The 15,623-nt window shown below is 69.3% G+C and carries 15 protein-coding genes; 10 read left to right on the plus strand and 5 right to left on the minus strand.

The features are described from left to right. The first annotated feature begins 14 nt into the window (after positions 1-14). From WDLP6_RS33465 to WDLP6_RS33510, 10 genes are all read left to right on the plus strand, one after another. Complete coding sequence (locus tag WDLP6_RS33465) at positions 15-698, plus strand: ABC transporter ATP-binding protein (RefSeq protein ID WP_162595589.1); 684 nt, start codon at positions 15-17, stop codon at positions 696-698. After that, a complete protein-coding gene (locus WDLP6_RS33470; protein ID WP_162595590.1) occupies positions 683-2,143 on the plus strand; it encodes an MmgE/PrpD family protein in 1,461 nt (486 codons plus the stop codon). Before WDLP6_RS33465 ends, WDLP6_RS33470 begins: the two co-directional genes overlap by 16 nt. A 1-nt stretch (position 2,144) precedes the next feature. Continuing rightward, complete coding sequence (locus tag WDLP6_RS33475) at positions 2,145-3,563, plus strand: FAD-dependent oxidoreductase (protein ID WP_162595591.1); 1,419 nt, start codon at positions 2,145-2,147, stop codon at positions 3,561-3,563. Further along, on the plus strand, positions 3,560-4,933 hold the full coding sequence (locus tag WDLP6_RS33480) for an MmgE/PrpD family protein (protein WP_162595592.1): 1,374 nt from the start codon (positions 3,560-3,562) through the stop codon (positions 4,931-4,933). Before WDLP6_RS33475 ends, WDLP6_RS33480 begins: the two co-directional genes overlap by 4 nt. A 13-nt stretch (positions 4,934-4,946) precedes the next feature. Next, complete coding sequence (locus WDLP6_RS33485; RefSeq protein ID WP_162595593.1) at positions 4,947-5,996, plus strand: CobW family GTP-binding protein; 1,050 nt, start codon at positions 4,947-4,949, stop codon at positions 5,994-5,996. Between the two features lie 13 nt (positions 5,997-6,009). After that, entirely contained in the window at positions 6,010-7,389 is a 1,380-nt protein-coding gene (locus WDLP6_RS33490) for a dihydroorotase (RefSeq protein ID WP_162595594.1), read from the plus strand. 32 nt (positions 7,390-7,421) lie between these two features. Then, the gene (locus WDLP6_RS33495) at positions 7,422-8,120 is read left to right on the plus strand and encodes an isochorismatase family protein (RefSeq protein ID WP_162595595.1); all 699 of its coding nucleotides are present in this window, start codon (positions 7,422-7,424) and stop codon (positions 8,118-8,120) included. A 124-nt stretch (positions 8,121-8,244) separates the two neighbouring features. Continuing rightward, positions 8,245-8,526, plus strand: a complete 282-nt coding sequence (locus WDLP6_RS33500; protein ID WP_443083487.1) for a transcriptional regulator — start codon at positions 8,245-8,247, stop codon at positions 8,524-8,526. Between the two features lies 1 nt (position 8,527). Next, a complete protein-coding gene (locus tag WDLP6_RS33505; RefSeq protein WP_162595596.1) occupies positions 8,528-9,865 on the plus strand; it encodes a type II toxin-antitoxin system HipA family toxin in 1,338 nt (445 codons plus the stop codon). Positions 9,866-9,944: 79 nt separating this feature from the next. Continuing rightward, complete coding sequence (locus WDLP6_RS33510) at positions 9,945-11,339, plus strand: L-serine ammonia-lyase (protein WP_162595597.1); 1,395 nt, start codon at positions 9,945-9,947, stop codon at positions 11,337-11,339. Between the two features lie 9 nt (positions 11,340-11,348). Here WDLP6_RS33510 and WDLP6_RS33515 read toward each other — a convergent pair whose 3' ends face one another. The 5 genes from WDLP6_RS33515 to dmpG form a co-directional block, all read right to left on the minus strand. Next, entirely contained in the window at positions 11,349-12,626 is a 1,278-nt protein-coding gene (locus WDLP6_RS33515) for an MFS transporter (RefSeq protein ID WP_162595598.1), read from the minus strand. A 40-nt stretch (positions 12,627-12,666) separates the two neighbouring features. After that, positions 12,667-13,230 (minus strand): isochorismatase family protein, encoded by a 564-nt coding sequence (locus WDLP6_RS33520; protein WP_162595599.1) that lies wholly within the window; start codon positions 13,228-13,230, stop codon positions 12,667-12,669. Between the two features lie 20 nt (positions 13,231-13,250). Then, positions 13,251-13,661 (minus strand): MarR family winged helix-turn-helix transcriptional regulator, encoded by a 411-nt coding sequence (locus tag WDLP6_RS33525; protein WP_162571972.1) that lies wholly within the window; start codon positions 13,659-13,661, stop codon positions 13,251-13,253. Positions 13,662-13,789: 128 nt separating this feature from the next. Then, the gene (gene dmpH, locus WDLP6_RS33530) at positions 13,790-14,578 is read right to left on the minus strand and encodes a 2-oxo-3-hexenedioate decarboxylase (protein ID WP_162595600.1); all 789 of its coding nucleotides are present in this window, start codon (positions 14,576-14,578) and stop codon (positions 13,790-13,792) included. Then, complete coding sequence (gene dmpG, locus WDLP6_RS33535; protein ID WP_162595601.1) at positions 14,575-15,618, minus strand: 4-hydroxy-2-oxovalerate aldolase; 1,044 nt, start codon at positions 15,616-15,618, stop codon at positions 14,575-14,577. The genes dmpH and dmpG overlap by 4 nt, the downstream gene beginning before the upstream one ends. Positions 15,619-15,623 lie beyond the last annotated feature (5 nt).

Below are 15,623 nucleotides of genomic sequence, written 5' to 3' on the forward strand. Positions count from 1 at the left end.
CACCGCACCCCTCCATGCTGCAACTCCACGGAATCAACGCCCACTACGGCAAGCTGCACGTGCTGCACGACTTCTCGCTGTCGATCCACGACGGCGAGCGCGTCGGCATCTTCGGCCACAACGGCGCCGGCAAGACCACGCTGCTGCGCGCCTGCGTCGGCGACCTCGACGAATGCCAAGGCCGCGTGAGCTACCGCGGCCAGGACCTCGCGCCCGGCGAGGCGCACCGCAACGTGGTCCACGGCATGGGCTTCGTGCCGCAGGGGCACAACGTGTTTCGCGATCTGTCGGTGGCGGAGAACCTCGAGATCGCGGGCCTGCGCAACGCGCAGCAGGCGCAGGGCGAGGTCTATGCGCTGTTCCCGCTGCTGCAGGAACGCACGCAGCAGATCGCCAGCTCGCTCAGCGGCGGCCAGCAGCAGATGCTCGCGCTCGGCATGGCGCTGATGACGCGCCCTTCGATCCTGCTGCTCGACGAGCCGACCATCGGCCTGGCGCCCGTGATCGTGCGCGACGTACTGCGCAGCGTGACGCAGATCAACCGCACGCAGGGCACCACGCTGGTCATCGTCGAACAGAACGTGCAGGCCACGCTGGAAAACGTCGACCGCGCGGTGGTCATCAAGGCGGGCCGGATCATCTTCGACGGCGCCAGCAGCGAACTGCTGGCACAGGAGAGCCTGTGGGAACTGTTCTGACATCGCCCTCAACCGAGGAAGCCGGCGCCGCCTTCGCGCGCTTCGTGCGCTGGGTCGCGGCGCTCGAATGGAGCGATCTGTCGCCGAGCGCGCGCGAGCGCACGGTGGGGGTGCTGGCCGACGACATGGCGGCCACCTTCAGCGCGCTCGATGAACCGCAGGTCGCGCTCGCGCAGCAGCGGCTGCGCGAGGCCGCGCTGCAAGGCGGCCCGGCCTCGCTGATCGCCGCGGGCCGGCCGCGCATGCCGATCCTGCAGGCCGCGATGGGCAACGGGCTCGCAATGGGATGGAACGAGCTGGACGAAGGCTTTCGCAAGGCGGTGTGCCATGCCGGGCTCTACGTGCTGCCCGCGCTGCTCGCGACGGCCGAGGCCGAGGACGCTTCGCTGCGCGACCTGCTGCGCGCCCTCGCGCTCGGCTACGAAGTCGTGACCCGCGTCGCGCGCACCTGGCAGTTCCCGGCGCTGCGCATCCATCCGCATGCACTGCTCGCGCCGGTCGGCGCCGCAGCCGGCGTCGCCTTCCTGCGAAGGCTGCCGGCGGACCAGATCCTCTCGGCCGTCGCGAGCGCCGCGACGATGGGCATGGCCGGGCCCTTCGACCACGCATTGAAGGGCGTCCTCGCGCGCAACACCTGGGCACCGCAGGCCGCTGTCGCCGGCCTGAACGCGGTCGAGTGGGCGCAGTGCGGCATCGGCGGCCGGGCCGCGAGCCCGCACGATGTCTATGCCGTCGCGCTGGGCGCCACGGCCGAGCTCGCCGTGCTGGCGCCGCACGCCGACGAGGGCTGGGCGGTGGAGTCCGGCTATCAGAAGATGAATGCCTGCTGCCAGTACGCGCACTCGACGATCGAGGCGATCCAGACGCTGCTCGCGAACGAGCCCTCGCTGCGCGGCGGCGAGCGCGTGACGGCGATCACCGTCGAAGCGCATCCACTGGCGTACGCGCTCGACGACCGCGCGCCGCGGACCACGCTCGGCGCCAAGTTCTCGGTGCCGCATGCGGCCGCGGCCGCGCTGGTGCACGGCAACGGCGGCGCGACGTCCTTCGATGCCGCATCGCTGGACGATGCGCGCATCGCACGCCTGCGCAATGCCACCACGCTGCGGCCCTTCCCCGAACTGCGGCCGTGGCCCGACGATCGGCCGTCGCGCGTGACGCTGACGGCCGACGACGGCGCGTCCTTCGATGCCCTGTGCTGGAGCGCGCAAGGCGGTCCCGACCGCCCCTTCCCCGCGGCGGCACTGTGGGACAAGGTGGCGACGCTGGCCGCGCCGCATGCGCCCGCGTTCGCGCCCGCGATGCGCCGCATGGCCGATGCCGCCGCATCGCGCGATGGCGATGCCGACATCGGAAGGCCGTGGCGCGATTGGCTCGACGCATGTTTTGCAGAGGACGCGCCCGCGAACGCGGCGGCCCTCACCCCTCGAACAAAGGAACACTGAGATGCAAGCCCTGGTGCAACAGCTCGAAGAAGGCCAGGTCTGGGACCTGGAAGTGGACGTGCTGGTGGTCGGCGCCGGCGCCTGCGGCATGGCCGCCGCGATCGCCGCGCACGATGCCGGCGCGCAGGTCGCGATCCTCGAGAAACGCGAGCGGCCGGGCGGCAACTCCTCGCTCAGCACCGGCTCCGTGCCGGGCGCCGGCAGCCGCTTCCAGCGCGAGGCCGGCATCGTCGATTCGCCCGAGGTGATGGTGGCCGACCTGCTGCGCCTGTCGGGCGAAGGCGAGCTGCCGCAACTCACGCGGCGCATGGCCGCGATCTCGGCCGAGCTCTGCGAATGGCTGGTCGATAGCGTCGGCGCACGCATGGCGTTGATCACCGACTACTGCCATGTCGGCCACACGATTGCGCGCCTGCACGCGCCGGTGTCGCGCCGCGGCCAGGACCTGGTCGACGATCTGCTGGCCGCGGTGGCCACGCGCGAGATCCCGCTGGCGACGAACAACCCGGTGCAGGTGCTCTATCTGTCCGCCGAGGGCGCGGTGGTCGGCGTGGCGGTCGGCGGCGCCGGTGTGCAGACCTCGCGCATCGGCGCGCGCAGCGTCATCCTGGCATCCAACGGCTTCGCGGCGAACCGCGAGCTCGTCAAGCAGCACTGCGGCGAGATTGCCGGCGCCGAGTATTTCGGCGCGCTCGGCAGCGAAGGCGAGGCCGTGCTGTGGGGCCGCGCGCTCGGCGCGCGGCTGGCCAACATGCAGGCCTACCAGGGCTACGCAGCCGTGGCCTATCCGCATGGCTCGCTGCTGTCGTGGACCACGATCGAGAAAGGCGGTGTGCTCGTCAACGCGCGCGGCGAACGCTTCGGCAACGAGGACCTCGGCTACTCCGCCTATGCGCGCCATGTGCTGGCCGAAGACACGAACGTCTATGCGGTGTTCGACGAACGCATCATGACGCTGGCCTCGAAGGAGGACGAGTTCCGCGAGCTGGTCGAGCATGGCGGGCTCAAGCAGGCGGCGTCGGCGGAAGAACTCGCGGCGCTGTTCAAGCTGCCGCCGCAAACGCTGGCCGCGACGCTGGCCGCATTCAACGAGGCCGCGGCCGGCCGCGCGCCCGATCCGCAAGGCCGCGCGCGCTTCGGCATGGCGCCATTGACGGGCCGGCTCTGGATCTGTCGCGTCACTCCGGGCCTGTTCCATACGCAGGGCGGGCTCGCGGTCGATACCGAAGGCCGCGTGCTGCGCGAGGATGGTTCGGTCATCGCCGGTCTCTATGCCGGCGGCGGCGCGGCGGCCGGCATCAGCGGGCGCGCGGGTGCCGGCGGCTATGCCTCGGGCAATGGCCTGCTGACTGCGGTCGGGCTCGGCTACCTCGCAGGCCGCGACGCAGCGGCCAAGGTCCGCGCCGGAGCCGCGGCATGACGCTGGCTGAACAGTTTGCAAGCTTTGCGGACGGGCTTCGGCTGGCGGATGTGCCTGCGCCGGTGCAGCGCCTCGCGCGTCTTCACCTGATCGATGCGCTCGGCGTCGGGCTCGGCGCCTCGGCCGTGCCCTCGCATCGCCGTTTCCTGCAAGGCCTGCACGAGGAGTCGGACACCGGCGGCCGCGCCACGGTGCTGGGCTATTCGACGGGTGCATCGGCACCGGTGGCCGCCTTGCTCAACGGCACGTCCATCCACTCGCTCGAGTACGACGACACGCACATGGGCTCCATCGTGCACGGCAGCGCGGTGATCGTGCCGGCTGTGCTGGCCACGGTCGAGACGCACGCGCTGTCGCTCGACGAAGCCGTGCGCCTGGTGGTGATCGGCTGGGAGTTGCTGGTGCGCCTCGGCGAGGCGAGCCCCGGCGGCTTCCAGCGCCGCGGCTTCCAGGTGACCTCGGTGGGCGGCGTGGGGGTCGCGGCGCTGCTCGCCTCGGTGGCGCGCGGCGCGAGCCCGGCGCAGAGCGTGGCCGCGATGGGCATCGCCGGGAGCCAGGCCGGCGGCATCTTCGAATTCCTGAGCAACGGCTCCAACGTGAAGGCGCTGCATCCGGGCTGGGCCGCGCATGCAGGCCTGTGGGCCGCGCGCTGCGCAGCCGCAGGCATGACCGGGCCGACCACGGTGATCGAAGGCCGCTACGGCCTGTTCGCCGCCTATGCCGACGACCCGGCCGCGGGCGGTCGCCTGGCCGTTGGCCTGCGCGATCTCGGCACGCAATGGCGGCTGGCCGATGCCGCCTTCAAGTTCTTTCCCTGCTGCCACTACATCCATCCCTTCCTCGAATGCGCACAGGCCTTGTCGGCACGAATCGCCACGGTCGCCGACATCGCCGAGGTGCATTGCCGCGTCGCGCCGGGCGCGGCCACGGTGATCTGCGAACCCTGGTCGTCGAAGCAGCAGGTCGCGAGCGGCAACGAGGCCAAGTACAGCCTGCCCTACTGCATCGCCCGCGTGCTGCTCGGGCGCCCGGTGGACATCCCCTCGATGACGGCCGCGGGCGTCGACGCGGACGCGATCGCACTGGCCGCACGCATCCAATGGACGCCACGCGAGGACAGCGGCTTCCCGGCGAAGTTCGATGCCGACCTGCGCATCATGCTGGCCGACGGCACGCAGTTGCACCATGCGGTCGATCAGGTGTTCGGCAGCCCGCAGCGCCCGGCCGGCGAAGACGCCGTGCGCGCCAAGTTCGCGGCCAACGTCGCGCCCGTGCTCGGCGCGACCGCGCGCGACACGGCCTGGGATGCGGTGATGCAAGGCGGCAGCCTCGACACGCTGCAACGCGCGCTGCGCACGGCGGCCGATTGAACGCAGGATAGCGATGACGGCGGCAGCGCGCATTCCGGTCGACCTCGTCACCGGCTTCCTCGGCAGCGGCAAGACCACGCTGATCAATGCCGTGCTGCGCGATGCGTCCTTCGCCGGCGCGATGGTCATCGTCAACGAATTCGGCGAAGTCGGGCTGGACCACGTGCTGATGTCCGCCGCCGACGACCAGGTGCTGCTGCTCGACTCGGGCTGCCTGTGCTGCGTCGCATCGGGCACGCTGCGCGACACGCTGATCGATCTGTTCGCGCGCCGCAGCAGCGGCGGCGTGCCGCCCTTCGACCGCATCATCGTCGAGACCAGCGGCCTGGCCCATCCCGGTCCGCTGGTGGCCTCGCTGCTGGGCGATTCGGCGCTGAAGCCGCGCTGCGTCCTGGCGCAGGTGCTGACGCTGGTCGATGCGGTGAATGGCGCCGCGACGCTGGCGCGCTATGCCGAAGCGCAGCGGCAGGTGGCCTTCGCCGACCGCGTGTTGATCAGCAAGACGGACATCGCCGAACCCGCGCAAGCGAGCGATCTGGCATCTCGGATTCGCGAGCTCAATCCCGCGGCCGAGGTCGAGCGCCGGCAGCGTGGCGATTCGCCGTCGCGCTATTTCGCGCCGGCTGCCAGTGCCGCGCCACGCGCGACGGCCGTGCACGCCGAGGCGTGGCTGCGCGGCCCGCTGCGGCCGCAGTACGCGCAGGCCGGCGATGGCGTCGATACGGCCGCTGTGGAGCATGACCACGGCACCGCCTTTCGCCAGGTCAGCACGCACGTGCTCGAAGTGCCCGGCCCCATCGACTGGCCGACCTACGCCGCGTGGACGCAAGCCCTGAGTGCACGGCTTGGCGCGCGCCTGCTGCGCTGCAAGGGCCTGCTTGCGCTCGGCGACAACGGCGCCACGCCATGGGTCGTGCAAGGCGTGCAGGGCTTCTTCGCGCCGCCCGAACGCCTGGCCGCCTGGCCGCCGTCGGTGCCGCAAGGCTTCCTCGTGTGCATCGGCGAATCCATCCATCGCGCGGAGCTCGACGCCATCGTCGCGCCCGCGCACTCCCTCCCCTGAAGCAACACACACCATGCCCGATACCTTCATTCTTCGCGGCGGCACCATGGTCAGCGCCGAGCGCGACCCCGAGCCGCAGGACATCCTGGTCGAGGACGGCCGCATCGGCGCCCTGCTCGCGCCCGGCACGCCTGTGGCGGCGCACGTGCGCGAGCGCCGCATCGACGGCCTGCACGTGTTCCCCGGCCTGATCGAGGCCCATCTGCATTTCGGCTTCGGCGAGAAGATCACCGAGTACAGCACCGAGACCGCACACGCGGCCATCGGCGGCTTCACCACCGTGCTCGGCTACTTCCTCAACAACGAGGCCTACAGCGACGTGTTCAAGCGCGAGCAGGCCTATGCGAAGCCGCGCGCGCACATCGACTACGGCTTCCACTTCAGCACCGCCTCCGAGCTGCACCTGCAGGAACTCGAGAGCTACGTGCGCGACTACGGCGTCACCTCCTTCAAGTACTTCATGAACTTCAAGGGCGAGGAAGGCCGCTACCTCGGCCTCGACGGCACCGACGACGGCTACTTCCAGGCGCTGCTCGAACGTGCCGCGGCGATCGGCGACGTGACGGTGGTCTGCCACACCGAGAACATCGAGATCGTCAATCGCCGCCGCAACGCGCAGTTGGAGATCGGCCTCGACAACCTGCAACAGTGGGCCGACATCAAGCCGCCGATCACCGAGGCCGAAGCCTGCGTGCGCGCGATGTTCCTGGCCGAGAAGGCCGGCGCGAAGATCTACATCCCGCACATGAGCTCGCGCATGGGCCTGGACGAGGTGCGCCAATGGCGCCGGCGCTACGACCAGGTGTTCGTCGAGACCTGTCCGCACTACCTGACCCACACCGCCGACATGGACCTCGGCGGCATGGGCAAGGCGAACCCGCCCTTCCGCAGCAAAGACGACCAGGACGCGCTCTGGGAAGGCCTGGCCGACGGTTCGATCGACGTCGTCGCCTCCGACCATTGCCCGCGCAAGCGCGCGACCAAGGACAAGACGCTGTGGCTCGCCTCGCAGGGCTTCCCGGGCACCGCGACCATCCTGCCCGTGCTGCTGCACGAGGGCTACCACCGGCGCGGGCTGTCGCTGCGCCGCATCTGCCAGCTGGTGTGCGAGGCACCAGCGCGCATCTTCGACATCGCCGCGCGCAAGGGCGCGCTGCGGCCGGGCGCCGATGCCGACATCACGCTGGTCGACCTGAACCTCGAGCGCGTGGTGCGGCACGAGGATCTGCTGTCCTACTCCGACTACAGCATCTACGACGGCTGGACCTTCAAGGGCTGGGCGACCGAGACCATCGTTCGCGGCGAGACCGTCATGCAGGACGGCAAGCTGGTCGGCGCGCCGGGCCATGGCCAGTACATCTTCCGCACGCGCGCCGGCGCGGCAAGCGCCTGACGCGCGGTCCCTTCATTCACCGAAAGACATCCATGACCTCCACCACCCATCCCTGGGACGACGTCATCAGCGCCGAAGAACAGCGCGCCTACAACGCCGTCGGCTTCGGCCGCCCGAGCGGCCTCGGCAAGCGGCCCGGCCTGCTCATCATCGACGTGCAGTACCGCACCGTCGGCACCAAGCGCCTGCCCTTCTGGGAAGCCATCGAGGAATTCCCGACCTCCTGCGGCGAGGTCGGCTGGGCCGCGGTGGACGCCATCGTGCCGCTGCTCGCGCTGTTCCGCGAGCGCAACTGGCCGGTGCTCTACCCGCACGTCGCGCCCAAGGTCGCGCACGAGGGCGGACGGCTGGCCGAGAAGATCCCGGCCATCATGAACATCGCGGCCAAGGGCTACGAGATCGTGCAGGAACTCGCGCCGCGCCCCGGCGACGTGCTCTTGCCGAAGAAGCACCCGAGCGCCTTCTTCGCGACCGCGCTGTGCAGCCACCTGGTCGACCTGCAGGTCGATACCGTGATCGTCGTCGGCTGCAGCACCAGCGGCTGCGTGCGCGGCACCGCGGTGGACGCCTTCTCGTACAACTTCAAGGTGTCGATCCCGCAGGAGTGCTCCTTCGATCGCAGCATCACCTCGCACAAGGTCAACCTGTTCGACCTCGGGCAGAAGTACGCGGACGTGCTGCCGACTGCGGAGCTGATCGAGAAGCTGCGCGCGCTGCCGGGTTCTGACTGAGGCCAGCGAAGCCCGCGCCGAGCAGCAGGCGCCCGGCACGAAAAGCTGCACGGGAGCTATGCCGCGTTGATCTGCTTTCCAGCTACTTGACGGTTAGCTGCAATACAGATAAATTGAAATTAGCATGAATACAGCTACCGCCATGGGTGCACTCCCAGCCCAAGCTCTCGTGTCCGGCGATCAGCTGGGGCAGCTGCTGCGCAGCACGCGCCGCCGGTTGAAACTGAACCAGGCTGCCATCGGCGCCAGGCTGAACCTCAGCCAGAACCGGGTTTCCTACCTCGAACTCCATCCCGATGAGTTGAGCTTCAGGCAACTGCTGAGCTGGTGCTCGGTGCTCGGCCTCGAGCTGAAGCTGAGCGCGCGAGGCCCGTTGAAGGTCAAGCCCGGCACGACGGAGTGGTGAAGTGGGCCGTCGATCCCGCAGCCAGTCCCTCGGCCTCTGGTCCAACGGCGAGCGCGTCGGCCGCTGGACGATCCCCGCGCGCGGGGCGATGGAGCTGCACTACGACGAAGCCTGGGTCCGCTCGGACGTCGGCCGCCCGCTGTCGCTGTCGCTGCCCTTCAATCCCTACAACGAACCCCTCCAGGGTTCTGCCGTCGAGCACTATTTCGACAACCTGCTTCCCGACAGCACGGCCATTCGCAAGCGCGTGGCGGCGCGCTTCAAGACGGGCTCGATCGATGCGTTCGACCTGCTGGCCGCCATTGGGCGCGACTGTGTGGGCGCCATTCAGCTGCTCGACGAGGCCGACGCCCCCACGGCGGTCGACAAGGTGGAAGCCGTGCGGCTGGACGACGAGTCCATCGAGCGCCACCTGCTGAACATCACGAGCCCTGACAAGTTCGATGCCTCGATAGACCCCGACGACGATTTCCGCATCTCGCTCGCCGGCGCCCAGGAAAAGGACGCCTACCTCTGGTGGAACGGTGCCTGGCACAAGCCCCGTGGCACCACGCCCACCACGCACATCTTCAAGCTCCCCCTGGGCCTGATCGGCGGTCGCCAGGCAGATTTCTCGACCTCCGTGGACAACGAGTGGCTGTGCCTGAAACTGCTTCAGGCCTATGGATTGCCCACTGCCGATGCGACGATCGCATCGTTCGGCAAGCAGCGCGTGCTGGTGGTCGAGCGCTTCGACCGGCGCGTTGCGAGCGGCCGGCTCCTGCGGCTGCCCCAAGAGGACTTCTGCCAGGCCACGGGAACCTCGCCCCTGGTGAAATACGAGAACGAGGGCGGCCCGGGTCTGCAGAAGCTCTTTTCACTCTTGCAGCAGTCCGCGACCGCGGCGGATGACATGCGCACCTTGATGGCTTCGCAGGTCCTGTTCTGGCTGCTCCGCGCGCCGGACGGCCACGCGAAGAATTTCAGCATTCACCTGCTGGCCGGCGGTGCGTTCCGGCTCACGAAGATGTATGACGTCATGTCGGCCTATCCCATCCTTGGCAAGGGCCGCAGCCAATGGGCGCCGCGCGACGTCAAGCTGGCGATGGCGCTGCTCGGCAAGAACCGGCACTACGCCATGGCCGGCATTCAACGCCGGCACTTCAACAGCACCGCGCAGCAGGTGGGATTCGGCCATGACGCAGAAGCCGTCATCCAGGCGCTGATTGTTCGGACGCCCGGCGCGATCAGGGAAGTGCGGGAACAGTTGCCGAAGGATTTCTCACCGCTCGTGGCCGAGCGCGTGCTGGGCGGCCTGCAGTCGGCCGTGAACACGCTCGAAGGCATGCCTGCGACCTGATGCACGCCACTTCGTCATCCCGATCGTCGAGAATGACGCAAAGGCCGCCGCTCGGGCCTTCACGCATCGGAGAACCGTTTTGGCAGTCAGCGTTTTCGATTTGTTCAAGGTCGGCATCGGGCCTTCCAGTTCGCACACCGTGGGGCCGATGCGGGCGGCACGCCTGTTCACCTCGCGGCTTTCCAACGAAGGCCTGTTGAGCGCGGTGGCGCGGATCCGGTCCGAGCTGTACGGCTCGCTCGGCGCCACCGGCAAGGGGCACGGCACCGACCGCGCGGTGCTGCTGGGCCTGGCCGGGCACGAGCCCGACACGGTCGATCCGGACCAGATCGCCGCGCTGCTCGACCTCATCCGCAGCGAGCGCGCGATCGCCTTGCTCGGCACCCACCGGATCGCGCTCGACGAGAAAAGCGACGTGCTCTTCTACCGCAGCGAGACGCTCCCGTTCCACGCCAACGGCATGAAGTTCAGTGCCTTCGATGCGGCGGGCGCTGCGCTGTGCACGCAGACCTACTACTCGGTCGGCGGCGGCTTCGTCGTCAGCGAGCAGGTGGCCGAGGACGGTCGGCGCCAGAAGGTCATCGCGCCCGACACCACCGTGTTGCCGCTGCCCTTCCACAGCGGCGACGAGCTGCTGGCGCTGACGCGGCAGCACGGCTGCAGCATCGCCGAGGTGATGCGGCGCAACGAGCGCCACTGGCGCGCCGACGACGAGATCGAGGCCGGGCTGTTGAAGATCTGGGCCGTGATGCAAGGCTGCGTCGCACGCGGCTGCAGGACCGAAGGCGTGCTGCCCGGCGCCTTCAAGGTCAAGCGCCGTGCCGCCGCGCTGCACCGCACGCTGACGGCCGCGGCGAAGCCCGGCGCCATCGACGATCCGCTGAAAGTGATGGACTGGCTGAACCTCTATGCGCTGGCCGTCAACGAAGAGAACGCGGCGGGCGGCCGCGTCGTGACCGCACCCACCAACGGCGCCGCGGGCATCATTCCGTCGGTGCTGCACTACTACGTCGATTTCGTGCCGGGTGCGGACCGCGCGGGCATCGTCGACTTCCTTCTCACCGCCGGCGCGATCGGCATTCTCTACAAGGAAAACGCGTCGATCTCGGGCGCCGAGGTGGGCTGCCAGGGCGAGGTCGGCGTGGCCTGTTCGATGGCTTCGGCCGCGTTCTGCGCGGTGCTCGGCGGCACGCCCGAGCAGGTCGAGAACGCCGCCGAGATCGGCATGGAACACCACCTCGGCCTGACCTGCGATCCGGTCGGCGGCCTGGTGCAGATTCCCTGCATCGAGCGCAACGCCATCGCCTCGGTGAAGGCGGTGAACGCGGCGCGCATGGCGCTGCACGGCGACGGCACGCACCATGTGAGCCTCGACAAGGTCATCAAGACGATGCGCGAGACCGGCGCGGACATGATGACCAAGTACAAGGAAACCTCGCGCGGCGGGCTGGCGGTCAACATCGTCGAGTGCTGAGCCGGACGGCTACGTGCCGCTGCGGCCGCCCCCCTTCGCACCGGCCAGCGCGTCGCTCGCCGGTCGACGAATCTTCGATCGCGCCTCGGCTCGCAGCCTCGCAAGATAGCGGATCGCCACCAGCGCCGCGGCGAATCCGGAGGCCGCGCCGACGGCCAGGGCCCAGCGCGGGCCGAAGGTGTCCGCGATCCATCCGACGATGGGCGCGCCGATCGGCGTGCTGCCGAGCGCCACCGCCAGCAGAATCGCGATCACGCGGCCGCGCAGCGCCGGATCGGTCGACAGCTGCACGAGGCTGTTCGTCGAGGTCGTCAATGTCTGCGCGGCCAGGCCGATGAGCACCAGCGCCATCGCGAAGAAGACCGGGTTCGGCATCACCGCCGCGATCGCGCAGCCCAGCCCGAAGAGCGCGGCGCCATACAGCAGCATCGTCATGCGCGGCCGGCCGCGCCTGGCGGCGAGCAAGGCGCCGGTCACGGAGCCGACCGCCATGGCCGAGGACAGCAGGCCGTACTGCCCGGCCCCGCCGTGGAACGCGCTGAGGGACATCGTCGAGATGAAGATCGGGAAGTTGAGCCCGAAGGTGCCCACCAGCAGCAGCATCAGCAGCGCCGCCTTGAGATCCGGCCGATGCCAGACATACCGGAGCCCTTCGGCCAGTCCGCCGTGCGTTCGAGGCAAGGCCATCCTCGGCTGGAGCTCGGCGCGCCGCAGTCCGAACAGCGAACCCAGCACGGCGAGAAAAGAGACCGCGTTGAGGAGGAACACCCAGCCGACGCCGGCGGCCGCGATCACCACGCCTGCGACGGCCGGCCCGATCATCCTGGCGGCGTTGAAGGACGTGGAATTGAGCGCCACCGCGTTCGAGAGATCGGCCGGCGCCACGAGATCGGAGACGAAGGTCTGACGCGCAGGTGCATCGAAGGCCGCCGTGCACCCCAGCGCGAACGCGAACGCGTACACATGCCAGAGCCGGACAACGCCTGCGAGCGTCAGCAGGCCCAGTCCCAGCGCCAGCGCGCCCATCACGGCCTGTGTCACAAGAAGCAGCTTGCGCCGATCGAGCCGGTCGGCGGCCAGGCCGGTGAATGGCAGCAACAGCAGCTGGGGGCCGAACTGCAGCGCCATGACGATGCCCACGGCCGTCGCGTTGCGATGGGTGAGGTGGGCGAGCACGAGCCAGTCCTGGGCCGTGCGCTGCATCCATGTCCCGATGTTGGAGACCAGCGCGCCGATGGCCCAGAGGCGGTAGTTGAAGCCGCTCAGCGAGCGGAAGGTTCCGGCCACTGCGGTTCAACCCGCCAAAGGATGGCCGCTGCCGGCCCGATCAGTTCCGATGCGCATCCAGCAACCGGAGGATGTCCTGCGTCGTACCCGTTTCGCCCAGCCTCGGGAAGATCCGCGCGATGCTGTTCGCATGGGCGTCCGCGTTCGTGTCGGTCATCGCATCGACCGCGAGCGTGACGTGGAACCCGAGCTCGCTCGCCTGCCGCGCGGTCGACTCCACGCCGATGCTGGTGGCCACGCCGGCCAGCACGATCTGGGTCACGCCCAGGCCGCGCAGGGACTTCTCGAGGCCGGTGCCGGTGAAGGCACCCCAGGTCCGCTTCGTGACCCGCAGGTCGGTGGGCTGCTGTCCCAGCGCGGGTATCAGCTCGGCCCAGTCCGCCGGCAGCTCGCCGGGGCCGCGGGGCTGCTCGTTGCGTCCGGGCGCGAAGCCCGCCACGTTGACGAGAACCACCGGCAGGCCATGGCGGCGGAACGCATCGGCGAGCGAAACGGCATGCCGCACGATCTCGTCGATCGGATGCACGGCCGGCCGGGCCACGATGCCCTTCTGAAGGTCGATGACGACGAGTGCGGATGTGGGATCGAGCGTGCTGATGGGCATGGCGGCTCTTTCAGGAGGAGTCAGTCGACAAGACGTTGGAGGAGTTCGATGCCGGTCATCAGCTGGCGCTGTTCGGCCTGCGAGAACCGGCTTTGCATGGAAGCCAGCAGCCAGTCCTCGCGGGCTGCGCGGACCGCCTTGAACGCCTTGCGGGCCGTCGCCGTCAGCGACAGGATGGTCTGGCGTCCGTCCTTCGGATCCGGTGTCGCTTTCAGGAAGCCTGCATCGACGAGCGCGGCGATCGTGGCGCCCATCGACTGCGAGCGCATGCCTTCGGCCCGGGCCAGCGCAGTCACGGTCGAGGGACCGTCGCGCTCCAGCCGACCGAGCACATGGCGCTGCGGTTCGGTCAGATGCCCGGCCGGGGCTTCGTCCCGCAGCCGCCTTCGCAGCTTGCCGACGAACACGCGCAGGTCCACGGCGGCGCTCATCAGGCGCGCGGCTTCAGGGCTTTCAGCTTCCACGTCGGCAAGTCCCGGATATGAAGTTTGGCTTCGCAGTTTAGCTTCGTATCAAGACCTTCCTCAAGAAGCGGTCTTGGCGTGCCCGCTCTCTCCTTCTAGACGAAACGCAACCCGACGCTGCCCATCCCCTGCACCTTCAGCGTGACCGCATCGCCCGCCTTCACCGCCACCGCCTCGGTGATGCCGCCCGACAGGATCAGCGTGCCGGCCGGGATCTCTTCGCCGTGCGCACCGAGATGGTTGGCCAGCATCGCGATCGCCGCGGCGGGATGGCCGAGCACCGCCGCGCCGGCGCCGAAGGCCACCGGCTCGCCGTTCTTCTCCAGCACCACGCCCACGGTGCGCAAGTCGACCTCGGACGCCGGCCGCGCGCGGCCGCCGATCACGAAGCGCGCGGCCGAGGTGTTGTCGGCCACCACGCTCTTCAGGTCGAACTTGAAATCCCGGTAGCGGCTGTCGATGACCTCGATGCCGGGCAGCACGAAGTCGGTCGCGGCGAGCACCGCGCCGATGTGGCAGCCCGGACCCCTGAGCGCGCTGCGCGTGACGAAGGCGATCTCGGGCTCCACCTTCGGATGGATCAGCTCGGCGAGCCTGCATTCGCCGCCTTCGGGCACGGCATGGTTGTCGGCCATGAAGCCGAACACCGGCGTGGTCACGCCCATCTGCTTCATCTTCGCGTGCGAGGTGAGGCCGGCCTTGAGGCCGATCACGCGATGGCCGCGCGCGATCTTGCGGCGGCGGATCTCGTTCTGGATCGCATAGGCATCGTCCCAGTCCATCTGCGGGTATTCGTCGGTGATCTTCGGCGTGTCGCGCGCCTCGCGTTCGCAGCTTTCCAGGTGCTCGGCGAGCGCGGCGATGGTGCGTGGGTCGAGCTTCATGCCGCCACCTCCTGCGCCGCCTGGCGTGCACGCGCCAGCGTGATCGCGGTGTCCTCGATCATGTCTTCCTGGCCGCCCACCATGCCGCGCCGTCCGAGCTCGACCAGGATCTCGCGCGCCGGCACGCCGTACTTCTTCTCGGCGCGCTTGGCGAACAGCAGGAAGGACGAGTACACGCCCGCGTAGCCCAGCGTCAGCGCGTCGCGGTCGACGCGGATGACGTGGTCCATGACCGGCACCACGCGGTCCTCGGCCACGTCCTGGATCCTGAAGACATCGACGCCGGTCTCGATGCCCATGCGCTCGCACACCGCGACGAAGACTTCCATCGGCGTGTTGCCCGCGCCCGCGCCGAGGCCCGCGGCCGCGGCGTCGATGCGGTTGGCGCCGGCCTCCACCGCGGCGATCGAATTGGCGACGCCCATCGCGAGGTTGTGATGGCCGTGGAAGCCCAGCTCGGTGTCGGCCTTCAACGCCGCACGCACCGCGCCGATGCGCGCCTTCACGTCATCGGGCAGCATGTGGCCGGCCGAGTCGGTGACGTAGACGCAGTTGGCGCCATAGCCTTCCATCAGCAGCGCCTGACTCACCAGCTTCTCCGGCGGGGCCATGTGCGCCATCATCAGGAAGCCGACGGTGTCCATCCCGAGCCGGCGCGCCATCGCGATGTGCTGCTCCGAGACGTCGGCCTCGGTGCAGTGCGTGGCGACGCGCACCGTGTGCACGCCGATCCCGTGCGCCATGCGCAGATGGTCGACGGTGCCGATGCCGGGGATCAGCAGGGCCGAGACCTTGGCCCTGCGCATCAGCGGGATCACCGCGCCGAGGTAGTCCTCGTCGCTGTGCGCCGGAAATCCGTAGTTGACGGAGCTGCCGCCCAGGCCATCGCCGTGGGTCACCTCGATCAGCGGCACGCCGGCTTCGTCGAGCCCGGCGGCGATGTCCTTCATCTGGTCCAGCGTCATCTGGTGGCGCTTGGGATGCATGCCGTCGCGCAGCGTCATGTCGTGCACGGTGATGTGTCGGCCCTGGAGATTCATGGTGG

This window comes from Variovorax sp. PBL-E5 (assembly GCF_901827185.1).
Classification (GTDB): domain Bacteria; phylum Pseudomonadota; class Gammaproteobacteria; order Burkholderiales; family Burkholderiaceae_C; genus Variovorax.